The organism is Salmonella enterica subsp. arizonae, from assembly GCF_008692845.1.
In the GTDB taxonomy this organism is placed as follows: Bacteria; Pseudomonadota; Gammaproteobacteria; order Enterobacterales; family Enterobacteriaceae; genus Salmonella; species Salmonella arizonae.
Window position 1 is genome coordinate 313,249 of record NZ_VXJW01000001.1, and the last position, 15,745, is coordinate 328,993.

General features: G+C 53.0%; 16 protein-coding genes. 2 read left to right on the forward strand and 14 right to left on the reverse strand.

Features of this window, described 5'->3' with window-relative positions; all coding sequences use genetic code 11:
• Nucleotides 1-148: 148 nt before the first annotated feature.
• The 10 genes from nth to blr all read right to left on the reverse strand — a co-directional run bounded on the left by nth (nt 149) and on the right by blr (nt 7,578).
• Entirely contained in the window at nt 149-784 is a 636-nt protein-coding gene (gene nth, locus F4V61_RS01690) for an endonuclease III (protein WP_001030323.1), read from the reverse strand.
• Entirely contained in the window at nt 784-1,476 is a 693-nt protein-coding gene (locus F4V61_RS01695) for an electron transport complex subunit E (RefSeq protein ID WP_058345334.1), read from the reverse strand. The genes nth and F4V61_RS01695 overlap by 1 nt, the downstream gene beginning before the upstream one ends.
• Before the next feature lie 2 nt (nt 1,477-1,478).
• Complete coding sequence (rsxG, locus tag F4V61_RS01700; RefSeq protein ID WP_000920818.1) at nt 1,479-2,099, reverse strand: electron transport complex subunit RsxG; 621 nt, start codon at nt 2,097-2,099, stop codon at nt 1,479-1,481.
• A gap of 3 nt (nt 2,100-2,102) precedes the next feature.
• The gene (gene rsxD, locus F4V61_RS01705; RefSeq protein ID WP_079781627.1) at nt 2,103-3,161 is read right to left on the reverse strand and encodes an electron transport complex subunit RsxD; all 1,059 of its coding nucleotides are present in this window, start codon (nt 3,159-3,161) and stop codon (nt 2,103-2,105) included.
• Nucleotides 3,162-5,183 (reverse strand): electron transport complex subunit RsxC, encoded by a 2,022-nt coding sequence (gene rsxC, locus F4V61_RS01710; RefSeq protein ID WP_085385980.1) that lies wholly within the window; start codon nt 5,181-5,183, stop codon nt 3,162-3,164. It abuts the gene before it with no gap.
• The gene (gene rsxB, locus F4V61_RS01715; protein WP_038396051.1) at nt 5,176-5,754 is read right to left on the reverse strand and encodes an electron transport complex subunit RsxB; all 579 of its coding nucleotides are present in this window, start codon (nt 5,752-5,754) and stop codon (nt 5,176-5,178) included. The genes rsxC and rsxB overlap by 8 nt, the downstream gene beginning before the upstream one ends.
• Nucleotides 5,754-6,335 (reverse strand): electron transport complex subunit RsxA, encoded by a 582-nt coding sequence (gene rsxA, locus F4V61_RS01720; protein WP_000133184.1) that lies wholly within the window; start codon nt 6,333-6,335, stop codon nt 5,754-5,756. The genes rsxB and rsxA overlap by 1 nt, the downstream gene beginning before the upstream one ends.
• A gap of 76 nt (nt 6,336-6,411) precedes the next feature.
• Nucleotides 6,412-6,852: a DUF2569 domain-containing protein gene (locus tag F4V61_RS01725; RefSeq protein ID WP_080161132.1), complete on the reverse strand. Its 441-nt coding sequence runs from the start codon at nt 6,850-6,852 to the stop codon at nt 6,412-6,414.
• An 88-nt stretch (nt 6,853-6,940) separates the two neighbouring features.
• Nucleotides 6,941-7,156 (reverse strand): transcription modulator YdgT, encoded by a 216-nt coding sequence (gene ydgT, locus F4V61_RS01730; RefSeq protein WP_000217947.1) that lies wholly within the window; start codon nt 7,154-7,156, stop codon nt 6,941-6,943.
• 296 nt (nt 7,157-7,452) lie between these two features.
• A complete protein-coding gene (blr, locus tag F4V61_RS01735) occupies nt 7,453-7,578 on the reverse strand; it encodes a division septum protein Blr (protein WP_023179784.1) in 126 nt (41 codons plus the stop codon).
• A gap of 215 nt (nt 7,579-7,793) precedes the next feature.
• On the opposite strand from blr, the gene F4V61_RS01740 reads away from it, so the two are divergent.
• On the forward strand, nt 7,794-8,834 hold the full coding sequence (locus tag F4V61_RS01740) for an oxidoreductase (RefSeq protein ID WP_000999835.1): 1,041 nt from the start codon (nt 7,794-7,796) through the stop codon (nt 8,832-8,834).
• A gap of 74 nt (nt 8,835-8,908) precedes the next feature.
• Here F4V61_RS01740 and add read toward each other — a convergent pair whose 3' ends face one another.
• The 3 genes from add to malX all read right to left on the reverse strand — a co-directional run bounded on the left by add (nt 8,909) and on the right by malX (nt 12,923).
• The gene (gene add, locus F4V61_RS01745) at nt 8,909-9,910 is read right to left on the reverse strand and encodes an adenosine deaminase (RefSeq protein ID WP_038396049.1); all 1,002 of its coding nucleotides are present in this window, start codon (nt 9,908-9,910) and stop codon (nt 8,909-8,911) included.
• Between the two features lie 238 nt (nt 9,911-10,148).
• Nucleotides 10,149-11,321, reverse strand: a complete 1,173-nt coding sequence (locus F4V61_RS01750) for a MalY/PatB family protein (RefSeq protein WP_080161128.1) — start codon at nt 11,319-11,321, stop codon at nt 10,149-10,151.
• Nucleotides 11,322-11,330: 9 nt separating this feature from the next.
• The gene (gene malX, locus F4V61_RS01755) at nt 11,331-12,923 is read right to left on the reverse strand and encodes a maltose/glucose-specific PTS transporter subunit IIBC (protein WP_080161127.1); all 1,593 of its coding nucleotides are present in this window, start codon (nt 12,921-12,923) and stop codon (nt 11,331-11,333) included.
• Nucleotides 12,924-13,095: 172 nt separating this feature from the next.
• Between malX and F4V61_RS01760 the strand changes: the two genes are divergently transcribed.
• Nucleotides 13,096-14,124, forward strand: a complete 1,029-nt coding sequence (locus tag F4V61_RS01760; RefSeq protein WP_038396046.1) for a Mal regulon transcriptional regulator MalI — start codon at nt 13,096-13,098, stop codon at nt 14,122-14,124.
• Between the two features lie 57 nt (nt 14,125-14,181).
• Here the strand turns inward: F4V61_RS01760 and F4V61_RS01765 are convergent, their stop codons facing one another.
• A complete protein-coding gene (locus F4V61_RS01765) occupies nt 14,182-15,690 on the reverse strand; it encodes a YdgA family protein (protein WP_080161126.1) in 1,509 nt (502 codons plus the stop codon).
• Between the last annotated feature and the right edge of the window lie 55 nt (nt 15,691-15,745).

Sequence of the window (15,745 nt, forward strand, 5' to 3'; positions counted from 1 at the left end):
TTGCTATTAAAAATATGATTAACCTGACGAGGGGGAAAACGAAAGCATATTGCATCTGCAAAAGGACAGAGGCTGGAATGATTGATGGCTAAAATGAATAAAGACAAAAAGGGGAGTACGCTGGCGTCACGGTCGCACTCCGACAATGTCAAATATCGACTTTTTCTTTGTATTCGCAAAGATCTTCAATAAGGCAGGAGCCGCAGCGGGGTTTTCGGGCGATACAGGTATAGCGTCCATGCAAAATTAACCAGTGATGGCAGTCTACTTTGAACTCACTCGGCACCACTTTCAGCAGCTTCTCTTCAACCTGCTCGACATTTTTACCGGGCGCGAACTGGGTTCGGTTGCATACACGAAATATATGCGTATCAACGGCGATTGTCGGCCAGCCGAAGGCGGTATTGAGCACTACGTTAGCCGTTTTTCGTCCCACGCCGGGAAGCGCTTCCAGCGCTGCCCGATCCTCCGGTACTTCACCGTTATGCTTTTCCAGTAAAATACGGCAGGTCTTAATCACGTTTTCCGCTTTACTGTTAAATAAACCGATGGTTTTGATATAGGATTTCACACCCTCTACGCCCAGTTCCAGCATCGCGGATGGCGTATTAGCAACCGGGTAAAGTTTGGCGGTAGCCTTGTTCACGCTGACGTCGGTTGCCTGGGCGGAAAGCAACACGGCAATCAGCAACTCAAACGGAGACGTGAAATTGAGTTCTGTTGTGGGGTGCGGGTTGTTGTCGCGCAGGCGCGTCAGAATTTCCAGCCTTTTTGCTTTATTCATCAGACTTTCCCTGTTTCGCCTGCCGGAACAGCGGAAGGGGCGGTTGCGGCGCGGCGTTTCTTCATTTTTTCATCAATAAGATATTTTACCGCCAGCATGAGTCCCAGGCCGATAAACGCGCCTGGCGGCAGCATCGCCAGCAGGAAAGGCGAGTCGGTGTGAAATATCTCGACTCGTAATACTTTTGCCCAGCTTCCCAGCAGGCTATCCGCGCCATCGAAAAGCGTTCCATTCCCGAGGATCTCGCGCAGCGAGCCCAGCACGAACATGGCGCCTGTCGCGCCCATACCGATGGAAAAACCGTCCAGCGCGGAAAGCCACGGCCCTTTTTTCGCGGCAAACGCTTCAGCGCGCCCGACAACAATGCAGTTCGTTACAATCAGCGGAATAAAAATCCCTAAAGACTGATACAAACCGAAAGCATACGCATTGATCAGCATCTGCACTGCGCTTACCACCGAGGCTATGATCATAACGTAAATCGGGATACGGATTTCCGCCGGCGTCCAGCGACGTAGCGCGGAAACAGTCAGGTTCGTCAGCGTTAATACCAACGTCGTGGCAAGACCTAGCCCCAGGGCATTGGTTGCCGTAGACGTTACAGCGAGTAAGGGGCACAGGCCAAGTAGCTGCACCAGAGCGGAGTTATTTTTCCACAATCCCTGAACAACAATGTCTTTTATTTCGCTCATGGTTATTCTCCACAGGCGGTTAAGTGGGGGAGCTGAGCGGGCAGAGATTCGGCGTACAGTCCGGCGCGCTTAACCGCATTCACCACAGCGCGCGGCGTAATTGTCGCGCCGGTAAATTGATCAAAATCACCGCCATCTTTTTTTACCGCCCAGTGCGTATCATTTTCCCCGCTGATAGTTTTACCGCTAAAATGGGTAATCCAGTCAGACAGACGGCGTTCGATTTTATCACCCAACCCTGGCGTTTCATGATGTTCCGTAACGCGCGTCCCCAGGATTGTGCCGTTGAAGTCTGCGCCAACGATGAGCCGGATAGCGCCGGAATAGCCATCTGGCGCGGTGGCCTCCATGATAACCGCGACGGGTGTATCATCCTTGCGAGCGATAAAAACACGGTGTATGCCTTTGCCGAGGGCGGGCGCATCGACCAGATAACAGCTCTCTTGCAGATTATTATTGTAACGATCTGGCGGCAATACCTGATCGAACAAAGCATGCTGTTGTTGCAGCGCTTGTTCGTGGATGGTTGATTTGGTCATCTGATTAATCACCGCGGTCAATCCCGTAGAACCTGCGGCAAAGAGCGCCAGCGTAATACCGTGTTTACGAATCGTTTTCAGCATGGTTTATCCTTTGCGATGTCCATAGACGCGGGGACGCGTGTAGTAGTCGATCAGAGGAACCGTGATATTTGCCAACAGGACGGCAAAAGCAACGCCGTCCGGGTAACCGCCGAAGCTGCGAATCAGCCACACTAATACCCCAGCCAGCGCGCCGAAAATTAAACGTCCACGGTTGGTCGTGGAGGCGGTAACCGGATCTGTTAAGATAAAAAACGCGCCCAGCATGGTGGCGCCTGACAGCAGATGAAGCTGTGGCGAGGCCAGCGTACCAGGCGAGAAAAGCCAACCTAACGTAGCGCATAGCGCCAGCGTGACCAGAAAACTGACCGGGATATGCCAGCGGATAGTTTTCTGCCACAGCAGAAAAACGCCGCCGACAAGCCAGGCGAGGTTAACCCACTGCCAGCCCACGCCGGCCAGCACGCCGCTGTATATCGGATACTGCATAATTTGCTTAACGGAATGCCCGGCGCGCAAAGACGTTTTAAACGTATCCAGCGGCGTCGCTTGGCTAATACCATCAATCCCTATACGTAGCAGTGTCAGATCGCCGCCGCTGGCGGTATGCCCGGTAAAAATCATTCGCAACGTGTCCAGCATATCGGGCGTTGTTGCGGCTATTTCATAAGGCGGCAACCAGCTTGTCATTTGCACTGGAAAGGAGATTAATAACACTACGTAACCGATCATTGCCGGATTAAAGGGGTTTTGCCCCAGGCCGCCATATAACTGTTTGGCGATAATAATGGCGAACCCCGTCCCCAATACAATCATCCACCAGGGTGCGAGCGGAGGGATACTGACCGCCAGCAAAAGCCCCGTCAATAACGCGGAATAATCCTTCAGGCGACTGGCGATCGATTGTTTGCGCAGGCTAAGGACAATAGCTTCAGCGAAGAGCGCCGTGACGGCAGCCAGAACGATCTGGAAAAACGTTCCCCAACCAAAAAACCACGTCTGCGCGGCAACCCCCGGCAGAGCGGCAATTAACACCAGCAACATGATTCGCGATGTCTGGCGCTGGTTATGGGTATAAGGCGAGCTTGCGATTCTGAATACCATTTATTCCTCTTTAACAACCTGCTGCTGTGCTGCTTTTTTGGCCTGGACGCGGGCGATAGCCGCAGCAACCGCGGCTTTACGCGGGTCGACCGGTTCGGCAGCTTCGCTTGCGGCCTGCAGCTCCTGCTTACGGGCTTTGGCGCGGGCGATGGCTGCTTCCACCGCAGCTTTACGCGGGTCGACCGGTTCGGCAGCTTCGCTTGCGGCCTGCAGCTCCTGCTTACGGGCTTTGGCGCGGGCGATGGCTGCTTCTACCGCGGCTTTACGCGGATCGACCGGTTCGGCAGCTTCGCTTATGGCCTGCTGTTCCTGCTTACGGGCTTTGGCGCGGGCGATGGCTGCTTCTACCGCGGCTTTACGCGGATCGTCGCCGCTTGTCGCGCTGTCAGCCATCGGATGACCGGCTTGTTTAGCGCGCGCTTGCGCTTTACGTGCTTCACGGGCCGCGATCGCGGCGCTATTGTCCGGCAGACTACCCGCCTGAATAATCACTGGCTGCGTGGCTTGCGCCTGTTTCTCTTTTACCCGTGCCAGCGCAGCGGCAATGGCATCCTGATCTTTTGCCGCGGGTTGTACGGCCGCGCTCTTGTGACGTGCAAGGCGGGCGGCTTTTTCGCGCTCCAGTCTCGCCTGACGAGCCTCAAAACGCGCTTTCGCTTCGGCGGCGCGTTTTTCTTCAAGCCTGATCGCATTAATCTCCGCTTTTTCCTGACGGAAATATTGGACGAGCGGAATATTACTGGGACAGACCCAGGCGCAGGCACCGCATTCTATACAATCGGCGATATGGTGAGCGGTAGCCTTGTCATGCTGCTGCCCTTTGCTGAACCAATAAAGCTGCTGCGGTAAAAGGTCGGCAGGGCAGGCGTCAGCGCAAGCGCTGCAACGAATACAGCTTGTCTCTTCCTGAGGTGCCCCCATTTCAGTCGCGGATGGCGCCAGCAGGCAGTTGGTGATTTTTACGACCGGTACGTCAAGCCAGGGAAGGGTGAATCCCATCAACGGACCGCCCATGATGACCATTTGGTCAGCGGAAGGACAAAAACCGGCATTGTTAAGCAAATGACGAACGGGAGTTCCGAGCCGCGCCCAGATGTTACCCGGACGGCTTACCGCTTCGCCCGTTAAGGTGACGACACGCTCTGTTATCGGTTCGCCGTCAACCACGGCGCGTTTCACGGCATAAGCCGTACCGACGTTTTGCATCAGCACGCCAATATCAGAGGAGCGCCCGCCGTGGGGAACTTGTTTTCCCGTCAGTATTTGGGTGAGTTGTTTCGCGCCGCCGGAAGGATATTTTGTTGGGATAACGCGTAACGAAATATCGTGGGCGTCAGCCAGAACAGCGCGCAGCATGGAAATAGCCTGCGGTTTGTTATCTTCAATACCGATTAATACCTCACGCGGTTGCAGAATATACGCCAGGATGCGAATACCTTCGACAATCTGCGCAGCGCAGTCCTGCATCAGACGATCGTCCGCCGTGATGTAAGGTTCGCACTCTGCGGCATTGATAATAAGCGTGGTGATCTTATCAATGCCACCCTGTAATTTTACGCCAGTGGGAAACCCTGCGCCGCCAAGCCCGGCAACGCCATACTGGTGAATGCGCTCAATGAGCGCTTCGCGGCTGTGGGCGCGGTAATCAGACCAGCCCTCGCGTTCAATCCAGCGATCTTCGCCGTCGGCATCAATGATGACGCTCAATTCCGCCAGCGCCGAAGGATGCGCCGTCGAGTGGGGCGCAACAGCGATAACCGTCCCGGAGGTGGGAGCGTGTACCGGCAGCATTTTCCCGCGTCCATGGGTGAGCGCCTGGCCGCGCAGCACGCGATCGCCGACGCTGACGCACAGCTCACCCTCAGCGCCAATGTGCTGCTTTAAGGGGATAACGAAACGCGGTGCTAAAGGTATCTGACGCAGCGGCGTGCCGTTTGACTGGGTCTTCATTTCAGGCGGATGAATACCGCCGTCGAAATCCCAGATTTTATCTTTTCTGAAAGCGGAAAATAGTTTAAGCATGTTGTTCCACGGGAATGATGCGAACGGGAATGGTGTTCAAATCCCATTTCCAACTGTCGGGCGTCTCATTCACCGGACGTAATTCGATACAGTGCGTCGGACACGGATCGACGCACAGATTACAGCCGGTACAGAGATCGCTCATGACCGTGTGCATGGCGCGCGTTGCGCCAACGATAGCGTCAACCGGACAGGCCTGAATGCATTTTGTGCAACCAATGCAGTGATTTTCATCAATAACCGCCAGCATACGCACTGGGGCGGCCTGCTGTTCTTCAGCATCGCATGGTTGCGGCTCTACGTTCAGCAGCTCCGCAATTTTCAGCATGACGGCTTCACCGCCGGGCGCGCAACGATTAATTTTCTCGCCCTGGAGACCCACGGCTTCGGCGTAGGGGCGGCATCCGGGATAGCCGCACTGGCCACACTGGCTCTGCGGCAAAATCGCATCGATTTTTTCAACAACCGGATCATCTTCAACCGCGAATCGGCGGGAGGCATAACCCAGAATGGCGCCGAACACCAGACCCAGAAAGGTCAGGGCGCCAACGGCAATCCAGATAGTATTCATTACAACTTCACCAAACCACTAAAGCCCATAAAGGCCAAAGACATTAATCCTGCGGTAATCAACGCTATCGCGTTACCACGAAAAGGCGCGGGCACATCTGCCACGGCGAGGCGTTCGCGGATGGCGGCGAACAGAACCATCACCAACGAAAAACCGACGGCGGCGGAAAATCCGTACAACGCCGACTGAAGAAAGTGATGACCGAGATTTATATTCAGTAACGCCACGCCCAGAACCGCACAGTTAGTGGTAATCAGTGGTAGGAAGATCCCTAACAAGCGGTATAACGCCGGGCTGGTTTTCCGCACAACCATTTCGGTAAATTGCACGACCACGGCAATGACGAGGATAAAGGATAGCGTCCGCAGATAAACCAGATCTAACGGAATAAGTATCCAGGTATCGATAAGCCAGGCGCATATCGACGCCAGCGTCATGACAAAGGTCGTCGCAAGGCCCATCCCCATGGCGGTTTCCAGCTTTTTGGATACGCCCATAAAGGGACAAAGGCCCAGAAACTTGACCAGTACAAAGTTATTGACCAGTACAGTTCCGACAAAGAGCAACAGGTAATCAGTCATGTTTCGGCCTGAAATAAAAAAGCCGCCTATTATCTGTCAAACTATCACAGGCGACAACAGGTTAACTGTAGGGTTATTACGGATTAACAAACGTTGTTTTGACGCGCGCAGAACGTTTGAGATAAGGTACAATGAGCGCCGTTGCCAATAATGGAAAGAGTAACTGGCGCACGGCAAAGGCATCTGATACGGGCGAAAAGGCAAATGCTTTAACCGCCAGTAAAACCGACACCAGCAGCCAGATAATGTAATGCTTCGGCACGCAGCGTCTGCGCTTGAAGAATGCAATTGTCAACCACAGGGTATAGTACCACATAGCGATAGCGGTAATAAATGAGATGCCCCATAGCAGTATATTACCAGTTTCCTGTCCGCTAAGTGTCTTTAACGTTTGCGGTGTGGCGAGCGCCATAACGTAGAGTAATAACGCCAGCGAGGCGCTCAACAACGCGACTAACAGCCAGGCTAGCGGGCCAAGAAGCCAGCCTCCGATTCGTTGTGGCGATGTTGTGGTCATATCTTCTCCGGGGTTACGCGCATTAACGGTCATGCCGCTCATTTTGGGGCAGATATTATAAGGTTTTTAATATTAAACGCTACTTTCTTTATTGCACATAGCGCCAGACGGATTGCGGGACCTGGCCTACATCAAACAAGCGTCCACCGGACACCAGTTCGGCACGGCGGTGATCCGCAGCGCGATACATATTAACGATATCCCTGTCATCAGTAAGGGTGTAGTTGAGGTGGTCGAACAGTTTTTCCAGACTTTCGAGTGAGCTAATTTTGCGGAATTTTAATAGATAATCCTGAACAGTCATAAAAGTTGATCCATATTAAATATAATGCCAACGAAGTAGTCACTGATAAAAAATAAACAAAATCGCACCAAAGAGAGGTCAGGGGCGCAGATAAAACGGGAATATTCTTACCGGTAAGCGTCTGGCGCCAAACAGCGCCTGGGGCGAAAGGTTAACGCGCTTTCCTACAACAGGCAATAAACGTCAGACCAGGATAGAACATATTTCGCTTTTTTGGCTGATTTTTGACTTTTCCCGGCGCGTCTTGCGGTGCCGCTTACCGTGTCGTGTGAAAACGGCCTGGCGTTATCTGACACTTACTTCTTCTGAACGGAAGCGACTGGCTCTGGTGGCTGGTAATTGTCAATATGGTTGGCAATACCTAATAGAATGACCGAGATAACGAGAACTATCCACCCTGTTAATTCAATAAGGCGATTCATTATTGAAGACATTTGCTTTAATTGATCCATAAAACACAAAAGGTAAATGTTACTTTCCTGGCGAACTGCCGGCAAGAGGAATGGGAACGATTTCATCCACTGTTCTGTAACAAGTTAATTATCAGATGCTACGTTGCTGGTCAGGGCGCTATTGCGGCTAATCGCACGATGGTGTGGAATGTGGAATAACGATATCTAAAACCGGAGGCAGTGAGATGAACGACAGAATCCGCGTTGGGTTAATAGGTTATGGTTACGCCAGTAAAACCTTTCATGCGCCCTTAATTATGGGAACGCCGGGGTTAGAACTCGCGACGATATCCAGCAGCGATGAAACAAAAGTGAAGGCAGACTGGCCTAAGGTATCCGTGGTCTCTGAGCCCCGACATTTATTTAGCGATCCGCATATCGACCTGATTGTGATCCCGACGCCCAATGATACCCATTTCCCACTGGCGAAAGCCGCTCTGGAAGCAGGCAAGCATGTGGTGGTAGATAAACCTTTCACCGTGACACTGTCACAGGCGAGAGAGCTGGATGCGCTTGCGCGGAGCACTGGCCGGGTACTTTCTGTCTTTCACAACCGCCGCTGGGACAGCGATTTTTTGACGCTTAAAGCGCTGTTAGCGAATGGCGTGCTCGGCGAGGTGTCTTTGTTTGAATCTCATTTTGATCGTTTCCGGCCTCAGGTGCGCGACCGCTGGCGTGAGCAAGGCGGGCCGGGGAGTGGTATCTGGTATGATCTGGCGCCGCATTTGTTGGACCAGGCCGTTCAACTTTTTGGCCTGCCGGTCAGCATGGCGGTGGATTTAGCGCAACTGCGGCCGGGCGCGCAATCTACGGACTATTTCCACGCGATTTTATCTTATCCCCAGCGTCGCGTGATTTTGCACGGTACGATGCTTGCCGCGGCGGAGTCTGCGCGGTACATCGTTCATGGTTCGCGCGGCAGCTATGTAAAGTATGGTCTTGATCCTCAGGAGGAGCGGCTCAAAAACGGTGAGCGCTTACCGCAGGAAGACTGGGGATATGACATGCGTGACGGCGTATTAACCCTGGTTGAGGGAGAGACGCGCAAAGAGAAAAACTGGCTTACGCTGCCGGGCAATTATCCGGCGTATTATGCCGCCATCCGCGATGCGTTGACCGGTAACGGTGAAAATCCCGTGCCGGCAAGCCAGGCGATTCAAATTATGGAGTTGATTGAGCTGGGCATTGAATCGGCAAAACATCGCGCGACGCTGTGCCTTGCCTGATGTGCGGCATCTCTCCGCCTGGGATAGCATTAAACCGCAGGCGGAGAGATGGCGTTAGTGTTGATGAATCAATTTTACGCTGCAGCCACTTTTTCGCGCAGAGCGCGTTTTTCGGTATCGCTCAGGAAAGCGATTTCCAGACCGTTAATTTGCGCCTGGCGAATCTGCTCGCGGCTTAATCCTGCCGCTGGCGCGGCAATGTGGTATTCATGGATGATATCTACGCCCTGAACTGCCGGATCGTCCGTATTGAGACTAGCGAGAACGCCATGCTCAAGGAAGGTTTTGAGTGGATGGTCTGCCAGCGAAGCGACGGTACTGGTCTGAATATTTGAGGTCAGACAGGACTCAATGCCGATACGTTGCTGCGCAAGGAAATCCATTAACGCGCGATCTTCAACGGCTTTTACGCCATGTCCGATACGTTCGGCCCCAAGTTCGCGAATCGCCTGCCAAATACTTTCCGGCCCTGCGGCTTCGCCGGCGTGAACGGTAATATGCCAGCCAGCATCGCGCGCCCGGTTAAAGTGCGATAAAAACAGACTGCCGGGAAATCCTAGCTCATCACCGGCTAAATCCAGTGCGGTGATCTTCTCACGGTGCGCCAGTAGCGCATTGAGTTCCTGTAAACATGCCGCCTCGCCGAAGGTACGGCTCATAATGCCAATAAGTCGCGCCTCGACGCCAAACGTGTTACAGCCGTCGCGTACGCCATCGATAACGGCTTCAACCACGCCTGTGACCGGTAACTGATGCGCCATTGCCATATAACCAGGCGAAAAGCGAAGTTCGACGTAATGCAGGCCGTTACGTGCGGCATCTTCAATATTTTCAAAAGCTACGCGGCGGCAGGCGTCAAGCGATGCCAGGACTTTTACCCCCCAATCAAGCTTAGACAGAAAGCTCACTAAATCGGGTTCGGTTGAGGTGACCTGGACATGTGGAATCAGCGTTTCCAGCGTTTGGGCGGGAAGGGCGATATTGAACTGGCGACCAAGATCCAGAATAGTTTGGGCGCGAATGTTGCCATCAAGGTGGCGGTGGATGTCAGTCAAAGGAAGCGTAATATCAATCATGGGCGCACTCAATTTTTAATAAAAGAGCGCACCATTATACTACAGATTGGTAATCCTCTGGACATTTTGGAAAAACGGAGCCATTACGTTGTAAAAAGAGGTATGTCGGGGATATTTATCGCGAGGGCGCGGGAAAAATTTTGTATCATTCTCCTTAACGCGCCCCCGGTCAGCTCACAGGGGGCGTTGCTGTCATCGCATCTTCGGTAAACGGTCAACGTCCAGCTTATAAAAGGTATCAGCGAACGGTACGGATAGCGTTAATCAATCCGTAGACGCCTTTTTCAAGTTTTAGATGCGGGCATCCGGCATTCAGACGCACAAATCCCCGGCCTTCTGCGCCATAGGTATCGCCAGGCATAATAGCGACTTTCTCCTGATGAATGAGCGTGTCCTGTAATTTTTGATCGTCAATGCCGAGCTGACGAAGATCAATCCAGGCCAGATAGGTCGATTGCGGCGCCTGCCAGTTCAATGCCGGAAAGGCGTCATTCAGCCTCTGTTCGATATAGCGCATATTTTCCGCCAGATAGGCGCGTAACGCATCCAGCCACGGCGCGCCATGCTGATACGCGGCAATGTGCGCCGTGAGCGAGAGCACCGCTGGCGAGGAAAGACCATCGCGACCTTTTAACGCAGACAGGTAGCGTTCACGGCTTTCGCTATTTTCAATCACTCCATAGGCGCCGGTTAATGCCGGAATGTTGAAACTTTTCGAGCCGGAGGAGACCAGCGCCCAGTCTCCGCGCGCGACATTGCTCCAGGGAATATGCGGCTGGCTTCCCCATACCATATCCATGTGAATTTCATCGGAAATCACCCGAACGCCATGACGCTCGCACAGCGCCGACATCGTTTCCAGCTCGTCATGCGTCCACACTTTACCGGTGGGATTTTGCGGACTGCACAGCAGCAGGATTTTACTTTCCGGACGTGCCAGCGCCGCCTCCAGTTTTGCCATATCGCAATACCAGGCGTTGCCTTCTTTCTCCAGCGGGACGGGAGTGACGATGCGATGATTGCCCTCAATCGCTTTATAAAAAGCATCGTAAGCGGGGGTATGGACTACCACCCCGTCGCCTTGGTCGGACCACTGACGGATAAGCTCGGATGCCATATAGATAACGGAAGGTCCGTACACAAGGGAGTGAGCATCAATCGTGGTCTGATGACGTGTCGCAAACCAGTGGGAAATCGCCCCTAAAAACGCCTCATTTTTCCAGCGACTATACCCCAACACGCTGTGAGAAAGACGTTGGTTTAGCGCCTCCAGGATACACGGCGCGGTGGCAAAATCCATATCCGAGATAGTAAAGGGGAGCAGATCGGCCTCGCCAAAACGTTCGGCGACATAATCCCACTGCGTACACCATGTACCGTGACGGTCAACTTCCTGTGAAAAATCGAACATACCCCTTCCTTATGCCTGAACGGTATTCATCAAACCAACCATTTCATCTTTTACAGACTGAACCTGCGGGCCGATAACGACCTGCAAATTATGCTGATTGAGCTGTACGACGCCTATCGCGCGATTGTCCTTCAATGCCTGGATATCTACAAGCGCCATATCTTTCACTGACAGACGCAGACGGGTGATGCAGTTGTCCAAACTCACGATGTTTTCCGTGCCGCCTAACGCAGCCAGAATAGCAGGCACGTTGTAGCCGGATTTTCCTGGCGCGCCAGCAATCGCTTTTTCAATACTGGTAGCGATCTCCGCCTCACGCCCCGGTGTTTTGAGATTGAAGCGTGTAATGGCAAAGCGGAAAATGATGTAGTAAACCGCAAACCAAATTACCGCCACTACCGGCACCAGATACCATTTTGTTGACAGGCCATGCAGGATGCCGAACACCACAAAGTCAATAATATTGCCATCCGTATTGCCGATAGTGACGCCGAGAATGGCCATGATGGTAAAACCCAGTCCGGTCAGCAGGGCATGAATAACATACAGCACCGGCGCCACGAACAGGAACAGGAATTCCAGCGGTTCTGTTGTACCGCCGACAACGCAGGCGATTAAACCAGAAATCAATAAGCCTTTAATTTTAGGTCGATTTTCTGGACGGGCGCAGTGATACATAGCCAGCGCGGCGCCCGGTAAACCACCGAGAAACGCCGGCATTTTGCCTTGTGATAAGAAGCGAGTCGCGCTTTCAGAGAAGCCGTGCGTCGTCGGGCAACTGAGCTGAGCCTGGAAAATAGTCAATGCGCCGCTCACAGTATGACCGCACACTTCTTGCGTACCGCCCGCCTCGGTGAAGCGAATTAGCGCTACAAGGATGTGGTGCAGACCAAAAGGCAACAACAGGCGTTCGCCGGTGCCGAAGATCATCGGTCCAAAGTCGCCAGCGCTGTTGATGATATGGCCCAGCCCGCTAATTCCCATCGCAAAAATTGGCCATACGAGCGGGATAACCAGACCGACAAGACCCATCACGACGGCGGAAACGATAGGTACAAAACGCGTACCGCCGAAAAAAGCCAGAGCATCGGGCAAACGAATGGTGTGGAAACGTTCATGCAGCATCCAGACAACAATACCTGCGATAACGGCGCCGAGGATACCGGTATCGATCGAGGGGATACCCAGTATATTTTGTACGTTATTGGCTTTCAGTACCGCCGCATCGGTGGTCGGTAGAATACCTTTTGCCGTAAGCCAGAAGTTGACCGCCAGATTCATAACCGCGTAGCCGACGAACCCGGCAAACGCGGCGACGCCCTTGTTTTCTCGCGCCAGTCCCAGGGGAATCGCAATACAAAACATCACCGGTAGGAAGCTAAAGGCAAAAGAACCTACTTTACTCATCCAGGTGAAGATAGTCTGTAGTAATGGATTACCCAACATGGGGAGCAGGGTAATAACGTCGTGGCTACTGAGCGAGCTGCCGATACCGAGCATAATGCCGCAGAACGAGAGCAAGGCGACGGGCAACATAAAGGTTTTGCCCAATTGCTGGAAAAATTCCCATAGCGTTATTTTTGGCGTGGTTTTCGTCGTCATCTAACGACTCCTTGTGAATAAAAGCCAGTGTCAGGTTATGATGGCGAGAAGATAAAACGTTTTATCAAATTTTAGTGAGGCATCAATCACATTACTGACCGATAATAAAGCGTATAAAGGTAATAAATAGGTAAAACGTTTTATCTGTCATATTCTGGAGCGATTTGTTGACATGGCTATCGCCAAAAAAATCACTATCCATGATGTTGCGCTGGCGGCCGGAGTGTCGGTGAGCACCGTTTCCTTAGTGCTGAGCGGCAAGGGCCGAATATCGGCCGCGACCGGTGAACGTGTAAACGCGGCAATTGAACAACTGGGTTTTGTGCGTAACCGCCAGGCGTCCGCGCTGCGCGGCGGGCAAAGCGGCGTTATCGGTTTGATCGTTCGTGATTTATCGGCGCCGTTTTATGCCGAATTGACCGCAGGATTAACGGAAGCGCTGGAAGCGCAGGGACGTATGGTTTTTCTCCTTCACGGCGGTAAAGACGGCGCACAGCTAAACCAGCGTTTTACCATGTTGCTCAACCAGGGCGTGGATGGCGTGGTGATCGCCGGTGCTGCGGGCAGCGGCGAAACGCTGAGAGCACAGGCCGAAGCCAGAGGGATTCCGGTCGTGTTTGCGTCACGCGCCAGCTATCTTGATGATGCGGATACCGTTCGGCCTGATAACATGCAGGCGGCGCAACTCCTGACGGAATACCTTATTCGTCAGGGCCATCAGCGCATCGCCTGGCTGGGAGGGCAAAGCGCATCGCTGACCCGCGCGGAGCGCGTGGGCGGCTATTGCGCGACGTTGTTAAAATATGGTCTACCGTTTCACAGCGAGTGGGTCGTGGAGTGCGCCTCCAGCCAGAAACAGGCAGCGGAAAGTATTACCGCGCTGTTGCGATACAATCCGACCATTAGCGCCGTTGTCTGTTACAACGAAATTATTGCGATGGGGGCGTGGTTTGGGCTACTGAAGGCAGGGCGACAGAGCGGTGAGAGCGGCGTCGATCGCTATTTTGAACAGCAGGTGTCGCTGGCTGCGTTTGCTGATGTTGCGGAGAATGCGCTCGACGATCTGCCGATTATCTGGGCCAGTACGCCGGCGCGAGAAATAGGCTATACCCTGGCCGAACGAATGTTGCAGCGTATTGCTCACGACGAGCACTACTTGCACAGTCAAACGATAGCCGCACGACTGGTGAGGCAAAAGTAGAGGCTGTGCGTTGTACGGTGTGGACCGGGTGCGGCGTCGATGCACCCGGTAAGGCGATTACTGTTGAGGTAGCGCCGGAACGTCCGGTACGGAAAGCGCGGGCATCCCAAACAGACCGACAAAGTCTTCCAGCGGCATTTTTTGTCCGTTGAGCGTGACCTGACCATTAGCGTACTGCAAACTGGAGGCGATAGTATTATCCTTCAGCGTGGTGAGCCGAAACATCTGACCCATTGCGGACAGCCCCTGAACCTGTTGTTTTGCCAGTTTTTCCGCATCATCCTGCTGGTAGCCTTCCAGTTTCGCTATCTGCGTCATAAATTCGATCGCCATGTCCATCGGAATCGCCAGTTTCGCATCCAACGATTTAACGGAGCGGTCGATTTCCTGCGCCAGCGTTTGCGGTTGTGCCGTTGTGGTTGCCGGATCTTTCAGGAACAATGACAAATTCAGCGTAGTCTCCCCTTTGGCGTTTTGCCAACTGAGCGGCGCAAGGGTAAGCACCGGATCGCCTTTTAACAGCATGGGGAGGGCGCTAAAGAACGCTTCGGTAACTTTTTGCTGATAGAGCTCAGGATTCTGCGCTATGTCCGGCTGATTCAGCAATGCCTGCGTTTGCGCGTTATATTGCTGACTGAACTGGTGCCAGGCTTCGCCATCGACTTGACCGACTTTCAGCGTTAATTTACCGCTGCCCAAATCCTGATTTTGCACTTTCAGGCTGTTAAGCGAGTAATCCAGTTGACTATTAATGGTTTTTCCGTCATTGACGAGGTCGGACTTGCCGGCAATTTCCATCCCTTCCAGCACCGCCATCTCTTTACCTTCAATGGCGATGGACAGTTTATCCAGCGTTAACTTTTGGTCGCCTACACGCTCGCCAAAGCTTGCCAGTTTACTGCTACCGTCTGTTTTCAAATTCGTAAAGGTGAGCTGCACCTTCTGATTGTATTCGTTCACGGCATCGACCAGACCGCTCTGCGCTTCGCCTGACAGCGAGACTACATTGCCGTCTTTATCGGCGTTAAGCTGGAACTCTCCGCCGCTAAAGGCGACTTTTTCACCGGCATTCTCGTAATTTAACGGATTGAGAGAGATATCGGAGCGGGTATCGCCGCCATAACCAATGCGGGTATTGATGACAAAGGGGGCATCGCCTTTTGCGATATCAAAGAGTGGTTTTGCCGCATCGTTATTCACCAGCGTGGTTTTTACCGACGCCATAGATGGGATCAGATTGAGCGTTTTAAGCTGGGCAAGCGGGAAGGGGCCATGAGAAACGGACTCGTCCAACACAATGCTTTGCCCAGGTTTCAACCAGGTATTGTCTGCGCCGGCAACCGGTTTGACCACCAGTTGCAGGTGGCTACTGAACACGCCGCGCTGGTAGTTTTGATAACTTAATTCAACACCGGCCTCCGGCGCAGTACGCTTGAGTTGTTCATTGGCCTGCGTCACCATTTCTGAAAGATGGTTCTCCAGCTTCTTCCCCGTATACCAGGCGCCGCCTGTCCAGACGATGCCAAGTGCAATCACTACACCTGCAGCTACCAGTGTTTTTTTCATATCAATTGTCCATAAAAATGAAACCAGGCGGATTAAACCGCCTGGAGGAGTTTTA